The organism is Caulobacter sp. FV1ye6ST, from assembly GCF_058681225.1.
Genome location: NZ_CM178733.1, coordinates 4600729 through 4622435 on the forward strand (window position 1 = coordinate 4600729; position 21707 = coordinate 4622435).

At 65.1% G+C, this 21707-nt stretch carries 21 protein-coding genes and 1 pseudogene; 5 read left to right on the forward strand and 17 right to left on the reverse strand.

The annotated features are described in order from the left end of the window. Positions 1-768: 768 nt before the first annotated feature. A complete protein-coding gene (locus ACW175_RS21850; protein WP_492102025.1) occupies positions 769-1527 on the forward strand; it encodes a hypothetical protein in 759 nt (252 codons plus the stop codon). Continuing rightward, entirely contained in the window at positions 1505-1690 is a 186-nt protein-coding gene (locus ACW175_RS21855) for a hypothetical protein (RefSeq protein ID WP_492102026.1), read from the forward strand. Before ACW175_RS21850 ends, ACW175_RS21855 begins: the two co-directional genes overlap by 23 nt. 260 nt (positions 1691-1950) lie before the next feature. Here the strand turns inward: ACW175_RS21855 and ACW175_RS21860 are convergent, their stop codons facing one another. Then, positions 1951-2580, reverse strand: coding sequence for a TetR/AcrR family transcriptional regulator (locus ACW175_RS21860; protein WP_099581639.1), 630 nt, complete (start codon positions 2578-2580; stop codon positions 1951-1953). Between the two features lie 305 nt (positions 2581-2885). Here ACW175_RS21860 and ACW175_RS21865 point away from each other — a divergent pair, with 305 nt between their 5' ends. After that, complete coding sequence (locus tag ACW175_RS21865) at positions 2886-3731, forward strand: UDP-2,3-diacylglucosamine diphosphatase (protein WP_492102027.1); 846 nt, start codon at positions 2886-2888, stop codon at positions 3729-3731. Continuing rightward, a complete protein-coding gene (locus tag ACW175_RS21870; RefSeq protein ID WP_492102028.1) occupies positions 3731-4822 on the forward strand; it encodes a glycosyltransferase family 4 protein in 1092 nt (363 codons plus the stop codon). Before ACW175_RS21865 ends, ACW175_RS21870 begins: the two co-directional genes overlap by 1 nt. Here the strand turns inward: ACW175_RS21870 and ACW175_RS21875 are convergent. The 16 genes and pseudogenes from ACW175_RS21875 to phnC all read right to left on the reverse strand — a co-directional run bounded on the left by ACW175_RS21875 (position 4819) and on the right by phnC (position 20112). After that, positions 4819-5499 carry an HTTM domain-containing protein gene (locus ACW175_RS21875; protein WP_492102029.1) on the reverse strand — a complete coding sequence of 227 codons (681 nt, stop codon included), beginning with the start codon at positions 5497-5499 and terminating at the stop codon, positions 4819-4821. The two genes, ACW175_RS21870 and ACW175_RS21875, sit on opposite strands and share 4 nt — an antisense overlap. Before the next feature lie 8 nt (positions 5500-5507). Then, the gene (locus ACW175_RS21880) at positions 5508-5966 is read right to left on the reverse strand and encodes a hypothetical protein (RefSeq protein WP_492102030.1); all 459 of its coding nucleotides are present in this window, start codon (positions 5964-5966) and stop codon (positions 5508-5510) included. Positions 5967-5984: 18 nt separating this feature from the next. Further along, positions 5985-6200 carry a DUF4287 domain-containing protein gene (locus tag ACW175_RS21885; protein ID WP_492102031.1) on the reverse strand — a complete coding sequence of 72 codons (216 nt, stop codon included), beginning with the start codon at positions 6198-6200 and terminating at the stop codon, positions 5985-5987. 66 nt (positions 6201-6266) lie between these two features. After that, positions 6267-6608 (reverse strand): hypothetical protein, encoded by a 342-nt coding sequence (locus ACW175_RS21890; protein ID WP_492102032.1) that lies wholly within the window; start codon positions 6606-6608, stop codon positions 6267-6269. 254 nt (positions 6609-6862) lie between these two features. After that, a complete protein-coding gene (locus ACW175_RS21895; RefSeq protein ID WP_492102033.1) occupies positions 6863-7057 on the reverse strand; it encodes a hypothetical protein in 195 nt (64 codons plus the stop codon). A gap of 163 nt (positions 7058-7220) precedes the next feature. Further along, entirely contained in the window at positions 7221-7919 is a 699-nt protein-coding gene (locus tag ACW175_RS21900; RefSeq protein WP_492102034.1) for a hypothetical protein, read from the reverse strand. 110 nt (positions 7920-8029) lie between these two features. Beyond that, entirely contained in the window at positions 8030-9466 is a 1437-nt protein-coding gene (locus ACW175_RS21905) for an IS1182 family transposase (protein WP_492102035.1), read from the reverse strand. 100 nt (positions 9467-9566) lie between these two features. Next, a pseudogene (locus tag ACW175_RS21910) lies at positions 9567-9652 on the reverse strand (hypothetical protein); the annotation flags it as partial. A 98-nt stretch (positions 9653-9750) separates the two neighbouring features. Continuing rightward, on the reverse strand, positions 9751-10374 hold the full coding sequence (locus ACW175_RS21915; protein ID WP_492102036.1) for a DsbA family protein: 624 nt from the start codon (positions 10372-10374) through the stop codon (positions 9751-9753). 34 nt (positions 10375-10408) lie between these two features. After that, positions 10409-11719, reverse strand: a complete 1311-nt coding sequence (locus ACW175_RS21920) for a hemolysin family protein (protein WP_492102037.1) — start codon at positions 11717-11719, stop codon at positions 10409-10411. Between the two features lie 144 nt (positions 11720-11863). Further along, on the reverse strand, positions 11864-12907 hold the full coding sequence (locus tag ACW175_RS21925) for a substrate-binding domain-containing protein (RefSeq protein ID WP_492102038.1): 1044 nt from the start codon (positions 12905-12907) through the stop codon (positions 11864-11866). A 72-nt stretch (positions 12908-12979) separates the two neighbouring features. Then, complete coding sequence (locus ACW175_RS21930; RefSeq protein ID WP_492102039.1) at positions 12980-14239, reverse strand: OprO/OprP family phosphate-selective porin; 1260 nt, start codon at positions 14237-14239, stop codon at positions 12980-12982. 285 nt (positions 14240-14524) lie between these two features. Next, entirely contained in the window at positions 14525-16936 is a 2412-nt protein-coding gene (locus tag ACW175_RS21935; RefSeq protein WP_492102040.1) for a TonB-dependent receptor, read from the reverse strand. A 472-nt stretch (positions 16937-17408) separates the two neighbouring features. Next, positions 17409-18257 carry a phosphonate ABC transporter, permease protein PhnE gene (phnE, locus tag ACW175_RS21940; protein ID WP_492102041.1) on the reverse strand — a complete coding sequence of 283 codons (849 nt, stop codon included), beginning with the start codon at positions 18255-18257 and terminating at the stop codon, positions 17409-17411. A gap of 8 nt (positions 18258-18265) precedes the next feature. Continuing rightward, positions 18266-19306: a phosphate/phosphite/phosphonate ABC transporter substrate-binding protein gene (gene phnD, locus ACW175_RS21945; RefSeq protein ID WP_492102042.1), complete on the reverse strand. Its 1041-nt coding sequence runs from the start codon at positions 19304-19306 to the stop codon at positions 18266-18268. Further along, the gene (phnC, locus tag ACW175_RS21950) at positions 19303-20112 is read right to left on the reverse strand and encodes a phosphonate ABC transporter ATP-binding protein (protein ID WP_492102043.1); all 810 of its coding nucleotides are present in this window, start codon (positions 20110-20112) and stop codon (positions 19303-19305) included. Before phnC ends, phnD begins: the two co-directional genes overlap by 4 nt. A gap of 236 nt (positions 20113-20348) precedes the next feature. On the opposite strand from phnC, the gene ACW175_RS21955 reads away from it, so the two are divergent. Continuing rightward, positions 20349-21608, forward strand: a complete 1260-nt coding sequence (locus ACW175_RS21955) for a type III PLP-dependent enzyme (RefSeq protein ID WP_492102044.1) — start codon at positions 20349-20351, stop codon at positions 21606-21608. Positions 21609-21707 lie beyond the last annotated feature (99 nt).

The window sequence follows — 21707 nt, forward strand, 5'->3', positions numbered from 1 at the left end:
CGAACGCCGGGGATAGAAGCCGCTCAATCCCCGCAGATCCTCCCCCGCGATGCGGGGGAGGTGGCCCAGAGGGCCGGAGGGGGCCAGCACGGCCGACCTCCAGCTAGCCCCCTCAGCCGCGGAGTTTATCCTCGGGCCGACCTTCGGTCGGTCCCGGGGGCGGCAGCTCCCCCGCATCGCGGGGGAGCATCTGGCGTGCGCGACCTCTTCCCGTCAAAACCGCCTTCCGCCCCGGAAGAGCGCCCGCCTTACATCTCACGGCGAGACGATCGCAGGGCTGTCCAGGTCACTCAAGGACGACGCTCCGCGTCGCCGCGCGCGGTCGCCGTAGGCGATCCTTGACTGACCTGGACAGCCCTGCACGCTGCAGCCTCCAAGAGATCTAAGGCGGGCTCCCTACGCGGGGCGTCGGCTCCTGACTCTTCCGCACGTTCGAAGGCGCTGCTTTAAGGAGGTATCGCGTTCGTATCGTAGCTGGCACGCCACTCCGGCTTAAAACTGCGAACGCCGTGATGCGGCGGAGATTGGATATTCGGAGCCAGCCTTGTCCGCAAGCGCACCGACGGCATGGTTGGGTGGCGCCTCGTCGCGCGATGAGGCATTGCAGTAAGAGCGCAATCGCCTCAGGCGCTAGCATAAATGGCGATTCTCGTTTAACGCGGCACTATGACAATTTGTGTAGCCATTCAAGTCAGCGACGCCATCGTCTTCGCCGCAGATAGCGCCACATCCATGATAGGCCGTGACGCCCAAGGCGGGGAGCATGTCATGAATGTCTACAATCACGGCAAAAAGCTCTTCTGCTTGCACAAGGGGCTGCCGGTCATGGCGATGACTGCCGGCATGGGTCACATCGGCGGTACGTCAATTGAGGTTCTGGCGAAAGACCTGCGGGCGGAGTTCAGCGAGCCGGGCGCCAACCACGTCGACACCGGCAACTACACGATCCAAGAAATCGCGATCCGAGCGCATGACTTCTTGAAAAGAGCGTACGATGCCGATCAGAACAGGCCTCAAGGTCCCCATTCCTTCGAGTTATTTGTGGCCGGCATTCCGTCTGGAAGCCGGCTAGGTGAGGTTTGGCAGATCACCCTCATCAACGGAGTTTGGACGCCGCCGCGAGAAGTGAGGGCTGCGGGTCAGTCGGGCCTCAATTGGGCAGGTGCACCGGAGGCAATCAATCGGCTGATCCTCGGCTATAGCGGAGCAATACCGGGCGTTCTCGCGAAGGCAGGCATCCCGCAACCCGATCTTGGACAACTTTTGGCCAGCATTCAGGCGGAGACAGAGGCGCATGTCGTCTTTCCGGCGATGCCGGTACAGGACGCCATTGACCTTGCAATTTTCCTAGTTGAGACCACTATAAACTTTACGAAATTTTTACCGGGAGCTAACACCGTCGGCGGCGCGATCGATGTCGCAACCGTTACGCGTCACGAGGGTTTTAAGTGGGTAAGGCGTAAGCACTTCTATCCCGCTAACCTCAATCCGTTGGAGACCGATCATGTCGGTGGCCGTCGAAGCTAAGCAGGGGGACCGTAACATGCCCGTTCAAGAATTGCCGATGCCGCCCGTGAAGGTGCAAAAGCAAGACTACTCCGGTGGGAGCGTGACCTACCGTCCGGACAATGCACCCGATCAAACCGTTCTGCCGCATCTCGGCAATTTGAAATTGTCTTTCGGCTCCTAGCCGCCTGGCAGACTTCGCCCCCGCGCCGCGACAATGAAGAAAGCCCGCCGCTCTGTGTGAGCGGCGGGCTTCGTCTTGTACGGTCCTTATGTTCGGGGCCGGTCAGGGCGACGGTGTCGCCGTCTTGATATCCAGGTTCGGTCTGCTCACGCGCCCAAGCGCGGCTTCTCGCCATTTCGTGGCACACCGTGAGGTTGTCGACGCTGATCGGCGAAGGCAAAGAGCGCAACTCTGGAGGGGGCGTCAAGAACGACGCCCCCCTACTCCGGCCACAAATCCTGCACATCGCCCTTGCGGTTCAGCATGTGCGTGGCCCGCTTGATCAGCATCAGCAGGCGCTCCTTCCGGCCGTCCTTGTCGTAGGTCAGGGTCGTTCTGGCCAACCCCTCCAGCATGAACCGCGCCAGATCGCGGCTGGCCTGGAACCTCGGACCCGCTCCGGCGTGGAGGATCTTCAGGAAGTGGTCGCCGGCCTGGGCGCGGTCGAACTCGGCCTGGGCGGGGGCCAGCAGGGCGTGGATGGCCGGGTCGGTGCGGCCAGCGTCCTCCAGCTCGCCGAAGGCCTGGAACGGCACGCTGTGCAGCAGGTCCCAGTAGCTGTCGATCGCGTGCTCGGTGACGTCGGCGCCGGCGGGCAGGTTCTCGGCGGCGGCGCGGAACAGGGTCGAGCGCTCGGCCTGGATGTGGGCCACGGCGGCCTCGACCAGGGCCTCGCGGGTGGGGAAGTGATAGAGCATCGCCCCGCGCGTCAGGCCGGCGGCGTCGGCGATCACCGGGTTGGTGGCGGCGTGGTAGCCGATCTCGGCGATCAGGCGCATCGCCTGGTCCAGAATCCGCGCGCGGGTCTTCTGGGATTTCGGCGTGTCCTTGGCGAGGCGGGCGGCGTCCATGCCGGTGATCTAGTGCCCGCGATGCTGCACCGCAACAGGCTTGCCGTGCTTGAGCAACCCCAAGCGCCAAAAGGGATTGCTTAACGGTCCAGAATTTTGACAATGACGTCGAAACTGCGCGTTTCGCGGGCAGGGCCGAGGTCCGCCGCGGGCCGCCCCCGAGCAAGCGACGCCTTAACGCCCGGTAAATCCGCCGCGGCCCGCTTCATCAAAGCGACATGCAATCAGCTTAATCGCCTGCCGTTGGCCGCCATCTTCCGATCCGGGGACGGAATGATCTGGCGGCGCCACAACGGGGGTTCGACATGAGCGCCGACGTCGCCGTTCGCCACTACCGCTCCATCTTCATCAGCGACCTGCATCTGGGCACCCGCGGGTGCCAGGCCGAGCTGCTGCTGGACTTCATCCGCCATGTCGAGTGCGACAAGCTGTATCTGGTCGGCGACATCATCGACGGCTGGAAGCTGCGCAGCGGCTGGTACTGGCCCCAGGCCCACAACGACGTGGTCCAGAAGATCCTGCGCATGGCCCGCAAGGGGACCGAGGTGATCTACGTCCCCGGCAATCACGACGACCGGATCCGCGACTTCTGCGGCGTCCACTTCGGCGGGGTGATCGTGGCGCGCGACGTGATCCACGAGGCGGCCGACGGCAAGCGCTACCTAGTGGTGCACGGCGACGAGTTCGACGGCGTCGTCCAGCACGCCAAGTGGCTCGCCTTCCTCGGGGATTGGTCCTATAGAACCATCCTCATGCTGAACACCGTGGTGAATCGCCTGCGGCGCCGCCTGGGGTTCGGTTACTGGAGTCTCTCGGCCTATTTGAAGGTCAAGGTGAAGAACGCGTTGCATTTCATCGAGAACTTCGAGGCCGCGGTTGCCGATGAAGCGCGACGTCGGGGGGTGGACGGCGTGATCTGTGGTCACATCCACAAGGCCGAGATGCGCGACATCGACGGCATCCGCTACATCAACGACGGCGACTGGGTCGAAAGCTGCACGGCCCTGGCCGAGCACGCCGACGGCCATCTCGAGATCCTGGAATGGGCCAAGCTGCGCTCGTGGTCGGTGATCGACCGCGCCCGTTCCGTCGTTCCCTCCCAAGCCGCTGAAGCCGCCGACGAGCCGTTGCCGGAGCCTGCCGCCGCCTGATGCGAATTCTGCTAGCGACCGATGCCTGGGAACCTCAAGTCAACGGGGTGGTCCGCACCCTGAGCCGGGTGACCGAAGAACTGCGTCTGATGGGCCACGAGGTCGACGTCGTCAGCCCCGAGCAGTTCCCGACCTTCCCGCTGCCGACCTACCCGGAGATCAAGCTGGCGATCGGCGCCTATGAGCCGGTGCAGGAGCGCTTCAAGCAGTTCGAGCCCGAGGCGATCCACATCGCCACCGAGGGGCCGATCGGCCTGGCCGCGCGCCGCATCTGCCTGGAGTGGAAGCTGCCGTTCACGACCAGCTACCACACCAAGTTCCCCGAATACGTCTCGGCCCGCCTGCCGCTGCCGCTGGCGGCCGGCTACACCTACATGCGCTGGTTCCACAAGCCGTCGGGCCGCCTGATGGTGGCCACGCCGACCATGCGCGACGAGCTGGCCAAGCACGGCTTCCGCAACCTGTCGCCCTGGTCGCGCGGGGTGGACACCGACATCTTCAAGCCGCGCGTGGAGGGCGATCCCGACCCGTTCGAGGGCCTGCCGCGCCCGATCTTCCTCAATGTCGGCCGCGTGGCCGTCGAGAAGAACATCGAGGCCTTCGCCAGCCTGGACCTGCCGGGGACCAAGGTGGTCATCGGCGACGGCCCCCAGCGCGAGGAGCTGGCCGAGAAATATCCCGAGGTGAAGTTCCTGGGCGCCAAGTTCGGCGACGAGCTGGCCCGCTATTTCGGCGGGGCGGACGTGTTCTGCTTCCCGTCCCTGACCGACACCTTCGGCCTGGTGATCCTGGAGGCCATGGCCGCCGGCGTGCCGGTGGCGGCGTTCTCGGCCCCGGGTCCGGTGGACATCATCCCCGGCTCCAACGCCGGCGTCCTGGCGCCCGGCCAGACGGACGGCCTCAAGGAAGCCTGCCTGGCCTGCCTGGACCTGGACCGCGCGGTGGTCCGCAAGTTCGCCGAGAAGTTCTCGTGGCGCGCCTGCGCCGAGGAGTTCTTCCGCAACCTGCAGCCCTATCCCGAGCCGGAAAAGACGAGGTTCTGGCGGCGCCTGCGGCGCCTGGCGCGGCTGCGCAAGAAGACGGCGGCTTAAGCCAGCCGCCCCTGCAGCCACAGGATGGCCGGATAGGTCGCCAGCCAGGTCCAGAAAAAGCGGTTGAGGCCGAAGAGGCACGCATTGGCCAGGTGGAAGGTCGCGGCGACCGCCAGGCCGGCGATCAGGGCCGGCTTCCACAGCAGGGTCAGCGGGAAGGCCAGCTCGAAGCCCATCACCGCCCACGACATGACCAGCAGCAGCCGGGGGCGCTCGGCGAGGCGGCGCAGGCCTTGCGAGACCGGATAGGCCGAGAACCGGAACACGTCGCGCAGCGCCCGGCCCGAGCGCCAGTCTGGGTTCACGATCTTGACCCCGCCGGAGATGACATAGCTGAGCATCAGCTGCGCGCCGAGATAGCCGAACGACAGCTCCTTCAGCGCCGGGGTCGGAAGCAGGCGGGTCAGGACCAGGCACCACAGCGCCAGCAGGCCCATGCGGTCGCTGCCGCCGTTATAGGGCCCCTGGAAGCGCTCGAGGATGACAAGCGAGACCAGCGCCAGTCCGATCAGCGGCCAGGGCGCGGCGATCCCGCCGGCCACGAGGACGCAAAGCAGGATCCGGATGGCGAACAGCGGCCGCTCGCCGGGCAGGCCGCGCAGGTGCTCCAGGCTCTGCTGGATCAGGGCCAGCGCCAGCAGGACCTCGGTCAGGCGGACGGCGGCGCCCAAGTCCATGGGGGGGCTCATCGGACGTCGATGTCCTTGAGCCGCCGAGGCGCGGGCTGGACCATGACCTCCTCGGTCAGCGCCTCGCCGTCCCGGCTGACGAAGACCAGGCGGAAGCACAGCCACGGCCGCGCCGGGTCCCGCGGCTCGACGGCGAGATCGGCGGCGATGCGCTTGAACAGCTCGGCCTCGCTATGGGCGGGCGTGCGATCCTCGGCCAGGCGCTCGGCGCAGCTCATCACGAACAGGGTCTGGTTCCAGCGCGGGTTCCAGACGAGGCGCTTCAGCAGGGTGGCGGGCGACACCTGCTCGGGCCTGGGTCGGAATTCCCGCCAGGTCCCGCTTGTGTCGCCGGGCGAGGCCAGCAGGGCGTACTCCACGCGCGGCGCCGGCGCGATCACGTCGAAGAAGTTCCACGACGGGACCAGGGCGGGGAGCAGAAGCTTCAGCGTCGAGAGCGGACTGCCGGTCGTCATGCTCCCCTCCTCCCGGCGCTACTTCAGTCCATCCTGCGCCAAGGTGTGCGCGACCACCGCGTTGGCGTGGCCATGGCCCATGCCGTGCTGCCCCTTCAGAAGCGCGACCAATTCCATGCGCCTGGCGGGATAGCCGTCCCGCACGATCTGCTGCCAATGCGCGATCGGCTGGCCGTACGTCTTCTCGATCGACGGAAAATAGGACGCCGGTCCCTTCACGGGGTCTTGGGTCATGAGCAACTCCTGATAGCCCCGATATCGCATCGGGCGACCGGGGTCCGCAACGGGTGGACCGGGGGCTCACGTTGCGTGGATTGCGATTCGTTGGATCGCTCCGAACGATACCTCGGAGAAATCGATCCCGCTGGTATCCTCGCCAGCCTGAGCATAGCCATCGATCTCGTTGAGGTAGCCCTCAGAGAAAAACAGCAGGAGACCGACGCCATGCTCAATGCCGGCGACATGGACAAAGTGTTCGCCTAGAGGCCCCCACGCGACGATCCTCTCGCAGGCTGATGGATCAACCTGCAAGTAAGTGTGGAAGCCGCAACCGGTATTCTCACGTGATATCGGTTTCGCGGCGGCAAGTTGCGCAGCGAGGCGAGGCTCCGCTGCCCCATATATTTCGCCGTAGGCGGTCATCACAGCGCGCTCAAGCGCATTGAATCCAGCATGGTCGGGATGCTATGGCGCACAGTCGGTGAGACGGGATCGGGAAAACCAGGGCTTACCACCGTGCCTTACTTGAGCACGCTATGGGTGATTTGGACCTAATCCGCGAACTTCCATACGGGCCAGCGCTCAAGGGCGCATCACAGGCCGGACAGATGGCAGCATCCGATCAAGCGTCAGAGCTTCGAAATCCGTCTTGCGCTGAAGGGGGCGTCCACAGATGGTCAGCGGACTTTCAACTTCGAAGCGACCCAGCGCGACAGAGCTGTCGCAGTCGTGCCCAACGCGGCAACCCACGCGATCAGCATGCCGGCGAGAAAGACGACACCTGAGGCTAGGCCGAGCCCCAGCGGCACCGTAATCAGTGCCGATAAAACTGCCGCCATCATGATCCAAACTCCGATCATGGTGGGCCGCATGGCAAGGGTATCCTTCAACTAACGTAGCTTGCATCTCAGCAGACCGGCCCAGTGCCTGCAACGGGTGGATTTCAGACCTCTCCGTTTGATCTATAGACAGTCATTTCTACAACTGTAATTCTCCATTCTCGGCGAGTTGGAGAAGGTGATGCGGTTTGTCGTTCTACCTTTCGCGGCGCTCGCCGCGGTAGCGATCGCGTCGGATAACCGAGTCGATGCCGCAGCGCGGACAGAGGGCTGTTCTGGGTTCGTCGTCGACCCAGTCCTCGATCTCAGCAGGGGCGAACACGGCCAAGCAATAGAAGCAGCCACAGGCAGCGCTTCTGGCAATCTCATCTTCATGGTGTGCACAGTGCTTATGCGCTGCAAGCAGAGTGCTTTCTGTCGGACGGATCGATCGTATCCGAATAAGCGCGGCGTTCAGTTCTTCTTTGGTTGGCGCGCGGCTGTCGTCCGCAAGAAAGAAAATCGCCTCGCTAACCACCTCATCCTCAAAATCGAAGTCATCGCTCATGATGAGCGCGTCGGCGACGTAGTTGGCTAGAGCATTTTCCGATCCAACTGAATCGGCAAAATGCTCTAGCCTCTTGTTTGAACGCATTTTCTGACGACGAACCGGTATCCACTTCGTCGGAAAATGCTCTAGCTCGAAATCGAGAGTCCCGCCCGCAACCGCACCTAGGAGCCTTGAAGCATGCTCTCGCGTGACCCGAGTTTCCGGTCCATCCGTCACGATGATCGAGCCAACTCCGCCCGAAGCAAGAGCGTCATTACACGCCCGCACCTCCCCGCGAATTTCTGCGCTGAGCTCGTTTGCGAGAAGTGACCCAGCGAGAAAGGCAGTCAAAGAGCGATGGTCCATGTCGCCATCGTACACAGAGACTAGGCAGTCCGCTCAGGGTCGAGGCTGTGTAAAAACCCGCTGACGGCCGCAGCATGGCCAGACGGGGCGAGCGCGCGGCGAGGCCGGCGTCAGGCCTGGATCGCCTCCATGAGCGGCGCCACGCCCAGGATGGCGATCACCCGCTTGAGGTTATAGGCCAGAACGTGGAGGCCGATCTCGGTCTTCACATTGGGAAGGCGCTTCATCAGGAAGTGTGTGGATCCCATCCAGGCCTTGATCGTGCCGAAGGGGTGCTCGACGGTCCGCCTTCGCTGGCGCATGGCGCCGGGCGTCAGGTCCATCCGCCTTTGCATGGCGTCGATGACCGCCTCGTGCTCCCAGCGGGTCACCCGTCGGGTGATGCTCGGCGTGCACTGGGGCTTGAGCGCGCAGCTCTGGCAACTGAAGTGATCCCAGTACCGGTGCAGCGTCATGCCGTTCTCGACATTGGTCATGTGGCGCGGCAGCAGCGCGCCCGAGGGGCAACGGTAGACGTCCTGGTCAGGCAGATAGACGAAGTCTTGCTTGCCGAACCGGCCATTGGCCTTGGCCCCGGAGGTCAGGGGCCTGGGCACATAGGGCGTGACGCCCAAAGCCTCGCAGGCCAGGATCTCCTCGCCCGAGAAGTAGCCGCGGTCGGCCAGCACCTCCAGTTCGTCGACACCCAGGGCGTCCTTGGCCTGGGCGGCCATGGCCGAGAGTTGCTGGCGATCACTACCGGTCATGACCACGTCGTGGGCGACGATCAGGTGATGCTCAGCGTCTACGACGGACTGGACGTTGTAGCCGACCATTCCGCTGCCGCGTCCCGTGGTGGCCATCGAACGGGCATCGGGATCGGTCAGCGAGACCTGGCCATCCGGCGAGGCCGAGACCTTGGCTTCCATCGACTGGAGCCAGCGCATCTGCTCGCGCAGCCGCTCGACCTTCTCCTTCAGGCGTTCCGATCGCGTCTCGGCGGCCTCGCCCTCCTGACGATCAGCGGTGTCCAGGTCGCGCAGATAGCCGGCGATGTGCTCGGCCACTTGCTCCAGGCGCTTCTTGAGCTTGTTGGTCGTGAAGTTCTTATCGCGGGTGTTGACCGCCTTGAACTTGCTGCCGTCGATGGCCACCAGGGCCGCGCCGAACAGACCAATCTGGCGGCACAGCACCACGAACTGGGCGCAGGCCGCCTGGATCGCTGGGCCGTTGTCCTTCCTGAAGTCGGCGATGGTCTTGTGGTCGGGCGCCAGCCGGCCCGTCAGCCACATCAGCTCGACATTGCGCCGCGCCTCGCGTTCCAGCCGGCGGCTGGACTGCACCTTGTTCAGGTAGCCGTAGACGTAGAGCTTCAGCAGCATGGCCGGGTGATAGGCCGGACGTCCCGTCGCCGCCGGCATCACTTCGAAGCCCAGCGACGCCAGATCCAGCTCGTCGACGAAGACATCGACCACACGCACCGGGTTCTCCTCGGCCACGTAGTCGTCCAGACATTCGGGAAGCAGCGTTGGCTGCAGGCGGTCGCAACCCTCAACGAAGCGGCTCAACTCCACCTCCTGACAGCTCGTCTGATGTCAGGATTCTAGCTGATTTGCGGGGTTTTCACACAGCCTCGGTCGAAAGCGGAACTCCGCCCTCATCCAAAAACCCGTCATCCCGCGCTTCATGCGCGGGACCCATCTGTCCGCCGCAGGTGCGGAGCAGAGTAAGCTCTCACGTGGAAGTTGAACCATGGGTCCCGCGCATGAAGCGCGGGATGACGACAAGGGTGGGCCACCGCTATAGGCCGATCGCAGATCGCCTGGTTCAGCCCCCCCTCCCCGCCCCTCGCCTAGGCGGCCGGGCGCGGCTTCACCGTCCGGATCTTCTCGACCACGTCCCTCAACTGCTCATCCGACAGGGCGCCGCGGATCAGGTAGCCGTTGATCACCAGGCCGGGCGTGCCTTGCAGCGCCAGGAGGCCGGCTTCGCGGGCGTTGCGCGCCAGGACGGCGTCGATATCGCGGCCGCGGATCTTCAGGTCGCTCGTGAGCCTGGTCCAGTCGACGCCGGCCTGCTTGGCGACGGTGTCGACCATGTCCGTGTCGCTCAGCCGCGTGGGCGAGAGCATGAAGGCCCGATGCACCGCGTCGTACCGGCCTTGGTAGGTGGCGGCCAGCGCCACGCGCGCCGCGTGCTCCGACACGTCGCCGAAGATGGGCCATTCCTTGTGGACCACGGCCAGGCGGCGGTCCGCCTTCAGGGCGCTCACCAGCACCGGCTCCATGCGCTTGCAGTAGCCGCAGTTGTAGTCGGCATACATCACGATGATGACGTCCGGGTCCGTCGCCCCGGCGCGCGGCGTACCCGGCTCGCGCAGGAGGTCCTTGAACCCATACTCGGCGGCGCTGGCCGGCGCGGATATGGCGAAAGCGACGAGAGCGGCCGTCAGGGCCGCGACGTGACGGAAAAGCATGGGGTGCTCCGGGGAAGACGGTCGGTCGGCCGACCTAGCCCTCCAGCCCGTCCTTCTTGCGCTTGGTGTGCTTGAGGATGACCTTGTCGATCCGCGAGCCGTCCATGTCGACGATCTCCAGGTCGAAGGCGCCCAGTTCGACGTGTTCGCCCTCGACCGGCAGACGGCCCAGGCGGTCCAGGATCAGGCCGGCCACGGTGTGATAGCCGCCTTCGGCCTCGAAGTTCTCGCCCAGGTGATCGTTCAGTTCCTGGATGTCGAGGCGGGCGTCGATCAGCCAGCTGCCGTCCTCGCGCCGGACGAAGCGCTTCTCGTCGTCCTCGTGGTCTTCCGGGAAGTCGCCGGCGATCATCTCCAAGAGGTCCAGCGGCGTGATGGCGCCCTGCAGCGAGCCGAACTCGTCGACGACCAGGGCCATGTGCAGGCTGGTCTGCTTGAAGACCCCCAGGGCCTTGAGCAGCGACATGGTCTCGGGGATGGCGATCGGCTGCTGGACGTGGGCCTTGAGGTCCAGGGGTTCGTTCGACAGGCAGGCGTCCAGCAGGTCCTTCTTCAGCACCACGCCGACCCCGCCGTCGAGATCGTCGTCGGTGGCGACCAGGATGCGCGAGTGGGCGCTGGCGCGGATCTCGGTCAGCACCTGCTCGGGGCTGTCGGCCAGCGACACCCAGAAGAGATCGCGGCGCGGGGTCATGGCCACGCGCACGGGGCGGTCGCCCAGGCGCAGCACCTCGTTGATCATCGCCCGCTCCTCGGGCTCGATCAGGCCCGCGTCGGCGCCTTCGGCCAGGACCGCTTCCATCTCCTCGGTGGTGACGCCGTTGTTGCGCTCGTCGCGCACGCCCATCAGCTTCAGCACGGCGGCGGTGGAGACGGTCAGCAGGGTCACGAACGGACGCAGCACCATGGCCACGATGGCCAGGAACGGCGACATGCGGCGGGCGATCACGTCGGGGAACATCAGGGCCAGGCGCTTGGGCACCAGCTCGCCCAGGATCACCGAGACATAGGTCAGGCCGATGACCACGATCGTGGTGGCGATGCCTTCGGAATATTTGGCGACCGGCGGGAAACCTTCCAGCCAGTGGTCCAGCGCGCTGGCGATGGTGGCCTGGCCATAGGCGCCGGCGAAGATGCCGATCAAGGTGATGCCGACCTGGACGGCCGACAGGAACCGCGTGGGGTGCTCGGCCATCTCCAGGGCCAGCTTGGCCCCTCTGTCCCCGCGCTCGGCGAAGCCTTGCAGGCGCGCCTTGCGGGCCGAGACGACGGCCAGTTCGGACATGGAGAAGACCCCGTTCAACAGAACGAGGAGGAAGACGACGGCGAGCGCGACGAGGATCATGGCCCTGCAGGGTCAAGGACGCGGGCCCGGACGGCGACCGCGGCGCGGGCATGGGGAGGCCCGGCGCGGTCCACTATACAAAGAAAAACGCCGCGGCCCATAGAGCCGCGGCGTCTAGCTCGGTCATAGTGACCAAGTGCCCGCTTACGAAGCCGGACGGTTCATCACGGTCTTGTTGGCCACGACGCCCTTTTGGGCTTCGTGCTGGCCCGGGGGCAGCGGAATCAGGCCACGGCCTTGCAGGTAGCCGCCACGGCCCGTCGCGGCGTCCGAGGTGAATTCCTTCAGGAAGTCTTCCAGGCCCGGGGTGACGCCGATGTTGGCCTTCTTCACATAGATGAAGAGGGTGCGCGACAGGGGGTACGAGCCGTCGGAGATGGTCTGGGCCGAGGGACGAATGCCGTTGACGGTCGCGCCCTTGATCTTGTCCATGTTCTCTTCGAGGTACGACCAGCCGAAGACGCCCAGCGAGCCGGGGGTCTTGGTCAGGGTGCCGACGATGGCGTTGTCGTTTTCGCCGGCGTCGATCCAGCCGTCGTTACGCAGCGGGTCGACCTGGGCCTTGAACTTCTTTTCGTTGTCCGAGCGGATCGCGTCCAGGGTCGGATACTTGCGGGCGCCGGCCTCGATGGCCAGCTCGACGAAGGCGTCGCGGGTGCCCGAGGTCGGCGGCGGGCCGTACACCTGGATGCGGTTGCCCGGCAGGCCGCCAGCAACGTCGTCCCAGTTCTTGTTCGGGTTGGCGATGAACTGGCCGTTCTTATAGACCAGCTTCGAGAGACCCATGTAGAGGTTCTCGGTCTTGAAGTTGTAGTCGGCGCCGTCCTTGTCGGTGGCGATGACGATGCCGTCGAAGCCGATCTTGATCTGGATGATGTCCTTGACGCCCTTGGCGGCGCAGGCGTCGAACTCGGCCTTCTTCATCGGACGCGAGGCGTTGGCGATGTCCGGGAAGCCTTCGCCGGCGCCCGAGCAGAACAGCTTGATGCCGCCGCCGGTGCCGAGGCTTTCAATCTTCGGAGCCTTCTTGCCCGACTTCTTGGCGAAGTTCTCGGCGGTGCGGGTGGCGAACGGGAACACGGTCGACGAACCGGCGGCCCACACGTAGTCGCGGGCGGCGTGGGCGGGGGCGGCGGCCATGCCCGACAGGGCGATGGCGGCGGCCGCGCAGGACAGGAGCTTCTTCATGGTCGGTTCCTAAAGGAATGAAGCAAGGAAATCGGGCGGACCCACGGGGATCCGCCCGCGAACAGGTCGGTCTTAGAAGTCCAGCTGCGCGCGCAGCTGGAACTGCTTCACGTCGTAGTCCTGGTTCAGGCCGATATTGTCCGACTTGCCGTCGGTATAGTTGGCCTGAAAGCGGACGTACGAGGTCGGGTAATAGTTCACGCCCAGGGTCCAGCCCGTGTACTTGCCGGCTTGCGACACGGCCGGCTTGACGTTCAGGGTGTCGTAGGCGTCGCTCAGGTCGGCGTAGTCGTAGCGCACGGCCAGTTCCAGACCGCCCATGCCGCCGGCCGTGACCGGGTTGAGGATCTTCGGACGCTTCACTTCACCGGCGGCCGGATCGTAGTTGCGCATCTCGCCGGTCGGCCAGAAGCTGACGAAGGCGTAGCCCACCTTCACCTTCGGGTTCTTGCCGATGGCGGCGCCGCCAATGCGGGTGACGTCGATGTTCGAGTACTCGCCTTGGACCGAGAACGGGCCGTGGATGTACATGCCCTCGACGGCCAGGGTCTTGTCACGGTTGCCGATGCCGCCCGTGGTGTAGAACGTGGCGCCGTTGGTGTAGGCGGTCGTCGTGCGGCCGGTATAGGCGAAGGCGTTCTCGTCGCCGCGGTTGCGGTAGCGATACGAGGCGGCCAGGTGGAGCTTGTCGGTGTCGGTGTTGATCAGCGCGTAGTGACCGCGCGCCGTCAGGCCGAAGCGCTCCTTGCTGTCGGCGCCGGCGTTGGCGACGTCGCCGGAGTTGATGCTGTTGCCTTGGACGGCGAACGTGGCCGAGTAGTTGAAGCCCTGGTACTTGGCGACCGCGCTGAGCAGGTAGCTGTCGACGCCGAAGTCACCATAGGGACCGCGGTCCATGAAGGTGACGAAGCGAGTCGAGGTCAGGTTTTCCAGGCCGGCGGCCTTGATGTTGCCGAACAGCAGCGAGGTCTGCTCGTTCGGCTTGTACTCGATGACGACGTCATCCCACGAGGCCGCGCCGCCGTTCACCCAGCCGCCTTCGGCCTTGTAGGCGAAGTAGTTGTTCAGCTTGCCTTCAACGCCCAGGAACACCTGGCGACCGCGCCAGTTGCTGGTCTTGTAGTCCCCGCCGGGGCCATCGCGGCTGACGTCCTGATTGACGTAGTCGAGCAGGATGCGGCCGCGGAATTTGAACGCCGTGTCGTCGTTCGAGAACTGCGGAGCGCCACTCCACTTGTAAGCCATATCCTGGGCCTGGGCCGCGACGCCCATGCTCAGAGCAAGCGCGACGCCCAGCGCCGAACCGGCGACCAGCGAGGTCTTGATGCTCATGTGAGATTTCCCCTTAAAGACCCTGACTCTCACGCCCGTACGCGGACGGGATCAGGACGCTTGGGGCTTAACACGCGGAATATGATTGTTCGGCGAACGTTGAATTACGAACGGATGACAAGTGTTTTCAACTGGTTATTCCGTGGCGCGGCCGCAACAAAGTTTAACGTTCGTGGAAACCTGAAAATCCGGGCGCCAATGGCTTCCGGCAAGCCTCGCGACCAAGGAAAAAGGGCGGCTCATCGCTGAGCCGCCCTTCGTCATGTCAGGACCAGAAGCTGGACCCTAGTACTTCACGCGCAGTTCGATGCCGTAGGTGCGCGGCGGGTTGAAGTTGGCGTAGTCGCCGATCGTGCCGCGGTTGGCGGCCGAGATCCGGTAGATGTGCGACTCGTTCAGCAGGTTGCGCGACCACAGCGACAGGCTGGCCGAACCGGCGTCGCCCATGGCGATGTCGGCGAGGGTCAGGTTGCCGTTGACGATGAAGCTGCTGTCACCCTTGACCGCGACGTTCTGGACCAGCTTGCCGGTCGGCGAGACGTCGGCGAACTCGCTCTGGAACGAGTATTGGGCGTCGGCGTAGTTGGCGTCCAGGTGAGCCTTGAACGTCATCGAGCCGACCGGCTGCTTGAAGTCGATATAGGCCGAGGCGGCGTTCGGCGGCGTGTAGACCACGTTGACCGGGAAGGGCGAGCCCTGCGGCACGTCGGCGTTGCCGGTGAACGGGAACGGCGCGGCCGGAACCTTCACGTCGGTATAGGCGTAGGAGACGCCGACCACGATCTGGTCCGTGACCTGGGCGGTCAGTTCGGCTTCGAAGCCCTTGATCTTCGACGTGCCCGGCGCGTTGCGGGTTTCCTCGGTGTGCGAGCCCTGCGTCGGGCTGCCCGGGGTGGTGTCGACGGCGTCGAAGTCGATCTGGGTGCCGGTGCGGTCCATGGCGTAGGCGGCCAGGTTCAGGCGCAGACGGTTCTCGAGGAGATCCATCTTCGCGCCGACTTCGTAGGCCTTGACCTTTTCGGCGTCGAAGGACTGGAAGGTCGCGGAACGGTCGTTGGCGCCGCCGGCGCGGTAGCCGGTCGAGAACTTGGCGTACAGGTTGACGCCCTCGGCCGCGTCGTAGGCCAGGTTGACCATCGGGTCGAAGCGACCCTTGTCGTAGTTGAACGTGAAGTTCGTGGCCTTGCCGTTGACGATGTAGAGCGTGCCGTCGCGCTTGTCCTTGGTATAGCGGCCGCCGACCGTGAGGTGCAGTTGGCGCATCGAGGCCGGGGTGTAGGTGCCCTGGCCGTAGGCGGCGTAGCTCTCGGCGTCGGCTTCGGAGGCGCGGGTGATGAAGCGCGTGCCGCGCTCCCAGCCGGCGGTGCTGGCCGAAGCCTTGGACGTGCCCGCCGAGGTGCGGATGGTGTAGGCGGTGCCGTCGGCGTTCCACTGGTTGGTGAACGGCGTGGCGGCCGATTCCTTGGCGTGTTCCTTGAAGTAGTACAGGCCGGCGACGTACTCGAAGGTGTCGCCGAAATCGCCGACCGCCTGGAATTCCTGGCTGTACTGGTTCTGATACAGGTCCGACAGGCTGTAGCGGCCGAAGTTGACGTTCGGGGCGAAGACGTTACGCGCCTCGATGCCCGAATTGTCCCACTGGTTCGTCGCGACGGCGCGGGCCGCCGTGATCGAGCGCAGCTGCAGGTTCGGCGAGACATTGTACTTCAGCGTCATCATGGCGCCGCCGGTCTCGTCGACGCTGGGCTGCTGCACGGTGCCGATGTCCGAGACCTTCTGGCGGTCGGTGTGGACCTTCACCAGCGAGGCCAGCGGGTTGATCGTGCCGGCCGGGGCGCTGGACGGGCCAGCCTGGAGTTCGGCCAGGGTGCGGACGCGCTTGCCGTAGGGGTTGTAGTTGATCAGCTGGCTGAAGAACGGGGTATTCTCGTCCTTGGCGTAGTCGACGGCGATCAGGGCGCTGAACTTGTCGTTCGGCTTGTACAGGCCCTGGATGCGGCCGCCCTTGCGGTCATACTGGTTCCAGCCGGCTTGGCCCGGCATCGGGTTCTTGATGGTCGGATCCTGGTGTTGCAGCAGGCCGTCGACCTTGATCGACAGGCCGTTGAACTCGGCGAAGTCCTGGTGCAGCTCGGCGGTATAGGCGCCGTAGTTGCCGACGCCAGCGACGATGCGGCCGCCGGCCACGCCCGACGGGGCCTTCGAGACGATGCTGACAGCGCCGCCTTCGGTGTTACGGCCGAACAGCGTGCCTTGCGGGCCGCGCAGCACTTCGACGCGCTCCAGGTCCAGCAGGGCGACGTTCAGGCCTTGCTGACGGCCAAGATAGACGCCGTCGATATAGACGCCGACGCCTTGGTCGCGGGCGGTCTGGTTGGCGTCGAAGGGGACGATGCCGCGGATGCCGACGGTCAGGGCCGACTGGCGGGCTTCGAAGGTGGCGACGCGCAGCGACGGGATCGCGCCGTCCATCAGGCTGATCAGGCTCTCGGCGTGGCGGTCGGCCATGGCCGTGGCGCTCAGCACCGACACCGCGATCGGCGTCGATTGCAGGTTGGTTTCACGCTTGGTGGCCGTGATGACGACTTGTTCCAGCGCCGTGCCGTCCGCCTCGGGCGCCGGGTCGGCGGCGTAAGCGGTCGAGGCCGTGGCGGCCATCAGAGCGACGAGAGCCGCCCCACCGAAATAGTTGCGCATTGGAGATACCCCTGTTTGGTTGGCCGGGGGATAGTCCGTAGGCGGTGATGGTTCAGTGACGCCTATGTGTATGTTTTAAGACGTGATAAATTTGCGCCATGGTCGCCGAGCTCAGAATATCCGCTCCAGTTCGTCCAGGCAGCGAAGCGAAACGGCCCGCATTGTGATTCGAACACAAGGCGCTTGAAGACGAGCAGGCTTCGACAATGCCAGAGCGCCGCCATTCTGCTCATCCGGATACATGAGGCGCCGACGGGACCCGTGACGGATATTGCGCCCTCCTAGAGCCTGTCCGGTTTAGATGGAACCATCTAAACCGAGTAAACAGGCTCTAAATCATACACTTAGAGCGCGTTCGAGCGGTTTAACCGCTCACACTTAAACCTGACGCGCTTGAGCGGCGTCCTGAAACGCGACGGGCGCGCCAGCGTTCGGCTGGCGCGCCCGGGCTTTTGCTTGGCGCGGAGCGGCTTCAGAGCAGCCGGGTGCGGATCACCTGCGACAGAAGATCGATGATCGACACCGCCACGACGATGACCAGAACGATGCAGCCGGTCTGGTCGAACTGGAAGGCGTTGATCGAGTCGAACAGGATCTGGCCGATGCCGCCGGCGCCGATGATGCCCAGCACGGTGGCGGCGCGGGCGCTCGATTCGAAACGGTAGAGGGCGTAGCTGGTCCACAGCGGAGCCACCTGCGGGATCACGCCCCAGACGATCTCCTGCAGCTTCACCGCGCCCGTGGCGCGGACGCCCTCGACCGGGGCCTTGTCGATCGACTCGACGGCCTCGGCGAACAGCTTCGCCAGCACGCCGCCGGTGTTGAACATGATCGACATCACGCCGGCGAAGGGCCCCAGGCCCACGGCGGTGATGAAGATCAGGGCCACGACCAGGTCGGGGATCGAGCGGATCAGATCCAGAAGGCGACGAACCGGCTGCTGGATCCACACCGGGGCGATATTGCGCGCGCCCAGCAGGCCCAGCGGGATGGCCGCGATGATCGCCAGGGCCGTGCCCCACAACGCCATCTGAACGGTCTGCCACATCTTGCCGATGAACAGGCCCCACTCCATCGACATGAAGAGCTTGGGGTCGGTGAACGGCTTGAAGAACAGCTTGGCGAAGGCGCTGGTCCGCTCGGTGTCGGTGAACAGCTGCGGGAATTTGTCGATCTCGGCCGGCTTGAAGCTGACGATCAGCAGCAGGATCACCCCGCCCCACAGCAGGGTGTCGAAGGCCAGGGCCGAGGCCGAGCGCTTGGGCGGCGCGGGAACGCCGCCGCCACTCGCATTGGGCGCGCTGATAGCGGCGTCGCTCATCGAGGACCTCAGTTGGCCGGCGTCGCGGCGACGCCCGCCTTGCCATCGGCCGCCACGCGTTCGGCCTTGACGCCCTCGAGCGTCTTCTGAGCCGCGGCGATCTTGGCCTGGTCGCCCGACTCGCGGGCCAGGCCCAACTGCTCGGTGGCTTCCATTTCGCGCACCACCAGCAGGTGGGTGTCGTCAGCCGGCTTGAAGCCGCCGATCGACAGCTTCTTCAGATAGCCGCGCTGCTGCTCGGCGGCCGGCGTGTCGCCCTGGGCGTAGGTCAGGAAGAACTGGCGCAGCTTCTCCTTCACGACCGGGTCGAGATCCTTGCGCCAGACGATCGGATCTTCCGGCAGGGTCGGCGATTCCCAGATCACGCGGATCCGGTCGGTCACGCCCTCGCCGCGCGCCTTCGACAGGTTGATGGCGGTCGAGTTGTTGGTCGCCGCGTCCAGCTTGCCGTTGGCCACCGCGAACAGGTTGGCCTGGTGGTTGGCGCTGATCACGGTCTTGAAGCATTCCTCGGGCTTCTTGTTGGCCGGGATGAACACATAGGTCATCGGCGCCAGGGTGCCCGAGGTCGACTTCTTGTCGCCGATGCCGAAGTTCAGCGTCTTGTCGCACTTCAGCAGGTCCTGGATCGTCTGGATCTTGCTGGCGGCCGGGACGATGATCACCGACTTGTAGCCGTCGACGCCCGACGGATCGAACGTGCGGGCGAAGACCTCGCCATTCGAGCGGCGCACGGCTTCCAGGCCCGACTGGTTCGAGAACCAGCCCACATCCGTCTGCTTGGCGCCCATGGCCACGATCAGCGACGAGTAGTTGGACGAGAAGAACGGCTTCACCTTGAGGCCGGTCTGCTTCTCCATGTCGGCCAGGATCGGCTTCCAGTAGCCTTCCATGTTCTGGGCGGACTCGGTCGACAGGATCGAGAAGCTGATCGTGTCCTTGGCGGCCGGAGCGGCCGGCTTCTGACCGCACGAGGCGAGGGCCAGGGCAGAAAGGCCCAAAGCCGACAAACGGGCGGCGAACACGAGGGCCGTACGGCGGCTGATCATTGGGGAGCTCCTTCCCAGAACACGTCTTCGAATTCCGGCCCGTAGATATCGATGAGTTTTTCACGCTTCAGGCCGGAGGCCGGGCCGTCATAGACCTTCTGGCCGGCCTTCAGGGCCACGACCCGGTCGCAATAGCGCAGGGCGTAGTCCACTTGGTGCAGGGTGACGACAACGGTCAGGCCGTCGCTTTGATTGAGATCACGCAGGATCTCCATGACCTTGCGCGCCGAGACGGGGTCGAGCGAGGCGACCGGCTCGTCGGCGAGGATGATCTTGGCCTTCTGGACCAGGGCGCGGGCGATGGCGCCGCGCTGCTGCTGGCCGCCCGACAGGGTGTTGGCGCGCTGGCCGGCATAGTCGGCCACGCCCACGCGGGCCAGGGCCGCCATGGCCGCCTCCCGCGTCTCCTTCGGCCAGCGGCCGAACAGGCCCTGGAGGAACGGGATGCGGCCGAGCGAGCCGAGCGCCACGTTGCTGAACAGCGACAGCCGGCCGACCAGGTTGAACTGCTGGGCGATGAAGCCGATGCGGATGCGCGCCTTGCGCACCTCCCCCGACACGCGGCCCTTGGCCTGCACCGGACCGCCGAAGGCGTCGATCTGACCGCCCTCTTCGCCTTCTCTAGGGGCATCGATGGTCTGCAGGCCGTCGATCGAGCGAAGAAGCGTGGATTTCCCCGAGCCCGAAGGCCCGATGAGCGCGATCATCTCGCCTCGATTGACATCGAGAGAGACGGTGTCCAGCGCACGGCGAGACCCGAAAGTCTTGGAGGCGGCGCGGATCGAGAGAACAGGGTCCGACGTCATGGTCGGGGCGAATCCTTAACGTGGTTTCGGAGCTTGGGAAATGCGTTCTCCGGTTTGGGGCAGGTAAGCAATGAATTTGTGACAACCAGTGGATCGTTTGGTCTCAAAACGGGGCCGCAAAAGGGACTTTACATCCCGGACCATTGCCCCTATCTCGCTCGCTCCGGCGGACCCGAAGTCCTCATAAGCGCTGCTAACGCCGGCCTGGGTTTAACTTCTGCAGGGGTCTACGTGAATTGCACACGTACCATACTCCCCTGGACCTGGTCCGCGAGCGGTCACCGGAACGTCCTGTCGCCCTCGTGCGACCGGACGCGGTGTCGGTAGCGGCGCGCTGGTTCCAGTCCGAATTTAAAGGCGACGTCTTTTACGCGGTGAAGGCCAATCCTTCGCCCTGGGTGATCCGTGAGCTGGCGCAGGCCGGCGTACGGTCGTTCGACGTCGCGTCGCTGAACGAGATCGAGCTCGTGGCCAACGAGGCTCCGGGCTCGCGCATGGCCTTCATGCATCCGGTCAAGAGCCGGGTGGCGATCTCGGCCGCCTATTTCGACCACGGCGTGAAGACGTTCTCGTTCGACACCCACGAAGAGCTGGCCAAGATCCTGGACGCCACCGGCCAGGCCAAGGACCTCAACCTGATCGTCCGCATGGGCGTGCAGGCCGAGGGCGCGGCCTACAGCCTGTCGGGCAAGTTCGGCGTCGAGCCGCACAACGCCCCCGGGCTGCTGCTGGCCGCGCGCCGCGCCACCCAAGACCTGATGGGCCTCAGCTTCCACGTCGGCAGCCAGTGCATGCGCCCGACGGCGTACCAAGCCGCGATGGCCCAGGCCTCGCGCGCTCTGGTCCGCGCCGGCGTGCTGGCCGATGTCGTCGACGTCGGCGGCGGCTTCCCGTCGATCTATCCGGGCATGGCCCCGCCGGAACTCTCCGAGTACCTGGCGGCCATCGACCGCGGCTTCTCCGAGATGATGGTCCACGAGACCACCGAGCTCTGGTGCGAGCCGGGCCGCGCCCTGGTGGCCGAGGCCTCGTCGCTGCTGGTCAAGGTCGAGCTGAAGAAGGGCGACGCGCTGTATCTGAACGACGGGTCGTACGGCTCGCTGTTCGACGCCGCGCACATGAAGTGGCCGTTCCCGGTCAAGCTGTTCCGCAAGAATGGCGAAGTGGTCGAAGAGGGCCTCAAGCCCTTCCGCTTCTACGGCCCGACCTGCGACAGCGTCGACCACATGCCCGGCCCGTTCTATCTGCCGGAAAGCGTCGACGAGGGCGATTACATCGAGATCGGCATGCTGGGCGCCTATGGCGTGGCCATGTCGACCCGCTTCAACGGCTTCGGCGAAAACGAGACCGCCGAGGTGCGGGACGCGCCGATGGCCTCGATGTACGGCCTGGCCAAGCGTTCGATTCCGGCGGTCCGCCAGGAGAACGAAGAGCGCAAGATCGTCCGCTTCTCGCGCCCGAAAGGCGCGGCGGGCAAGCGCAAGCGCCGTCGCTAGACGCAACAGCCGAAACGATCCGGAGGCCAGGGCTCGTCCCTGGCCTTTTTCGTTTCCGGCGGCGCTTTTCAGCCTGGGATTGCGGCTGGACTTTTCCAC

Excerpts from the sequence above, each read along its gene's own strand:
- ACW175_RS21850 (WP_492102025.1), top strand. The coding sequence starts at position 769 with ATGAATGTCTACAATCACGGCAAAAAGCTCTTCTGCTTGCACAAGGGG.
- ACW175_RS21855 (WP_492102026.1), top strand. The coding sequence starts at position 1,505 with ATGTCGGTGGCCGTCGAAGCTAAGCAGGGGGACCGTAACATGCCCGTT.
- ACW175_RS21860 (WP_099581639.1), bottom strand. The coding sequence starts at position 2,580 with ATGGACGCCGCCCGCCTCGCCAAGGACACGCCGAAATCCCAGAAGACC.
- ACW175_RS21865 (WP_492102027.1), top strand. The coding sequence starts at position 2,886 with ATGAGCGCCGACGTCGCCGTTCGCCACTACCGCTCCATCTTCATCAGC.
- ACW175_RS21870 (WP_492102028.1), top strand. The coding sequence starts at position 3,731 with ATGCGAATTCTGCTAGCGACCGATGCCTGGGAACCTCAAGTCAACGGG.
- ACW175_RS21875 (WP_492102029.1), bottom strand. The coding sequence starts at position 5,499 with ATGGACTTGGGCGCCGCCGTCCGCCTGACCGAGGTCCTGCTGGCGCTG.
- ACW175_RS21880 (WP_492102030.1), bottom strand. The coding sequence starts at position 5,966 with ATGACGACCGGCAGTCCGCTCTCGACGCTGAAGCTTCTGCTCCCCGCC.
- ACW175_RS21885 (WP_492102031.1), bottom strand. The coding sequence starts at position 6,200 with ATGACCCAAGACCCCGTGAAGGGACCGGCGTCCTATTTTCCGTCGATC.
- ACW175_RS21890 (WP_492102032.1), bottom strand. The coding sequence starts at position 6,608 with ATGACCGCCTACGGCGAAATATATGGGGCAGCGGAGCCTCGCCTCGCT.
- ACW175_RS21895 (WP_492102033.1), bottom strand. The coding sequence starts at position 7,057 with ATGCGGCCCACCATGATCGGAGTTTGGATCATGATGGCGGCAGTTTTA.
- ACW175_RS21900 (WP_492102034.1), bottom strand. The coding sequence starts at position 7,919 with ATGGACCATCGCTCTTTGACTGCCTTTCTCGCTGGGTCACTTCTCGCA.
- ACW175_RS21915 (WP_492102036.1), bottom strand. The coding sequence starts at position 10,374 with ATGCTTTTCCGTCACGTCGCGGCCCTGACGGCCGCTCTCGTCGCTTTC.
- ACW175_RS21920 (WP_492102037.1), bottom strand. The coding sequence starts at position 11,719 with ATGATCCTCGTCGCGCTCGCCGTCGTCTTCCTCCTCGTTCTGTTGAAC.
- ACW175_RS21925 (WP_492102038.1), bottom strand. The coding sequence starts at position 12,907 with ATGAAGAAGCTCCTGTCCTGCGCGGCCGCCGCCATCGCCCTGTCGGGC.
- ACW175_RS21930 (WP_492102039.1), bottom strand. The coding sequence starts at position 14,239 with ATGAGCATCAAGACCTCGCTGGTCGCCGGTTCGGCGCTGGGCGTCGCG.
- ACW175_RS21935 (WP_492102040.1), bottom strand. The coding sequence starts at position 16,936 with ATGCGCAACTATTTCGGTGGGGCGGCTCTCGTCGCTCTGATGGCCGCC.
- phnE (WP_492102041.1), bottom strand. The coding sequence starts at position 18,257 with ATGAGCGACGCCGCTATCAGCGCGCCCAATGCGAGTGGCGGCGGCGTT.
- phnD (WP_492102042.1), bottom strand. The coding sequence starts at position 19,306 with ATGATCAGCCGCCGTACGGCCCTCGTGTTCGCCGCCCGTTTGTCGGCT.
- phnC (WP_492102043.1), bottom strand. The coding sequence starts at position 20,112 with ATGACGTCGGACCCTGTTCTCTCGATCCGCGCCGCCTCCAAGACTTTC.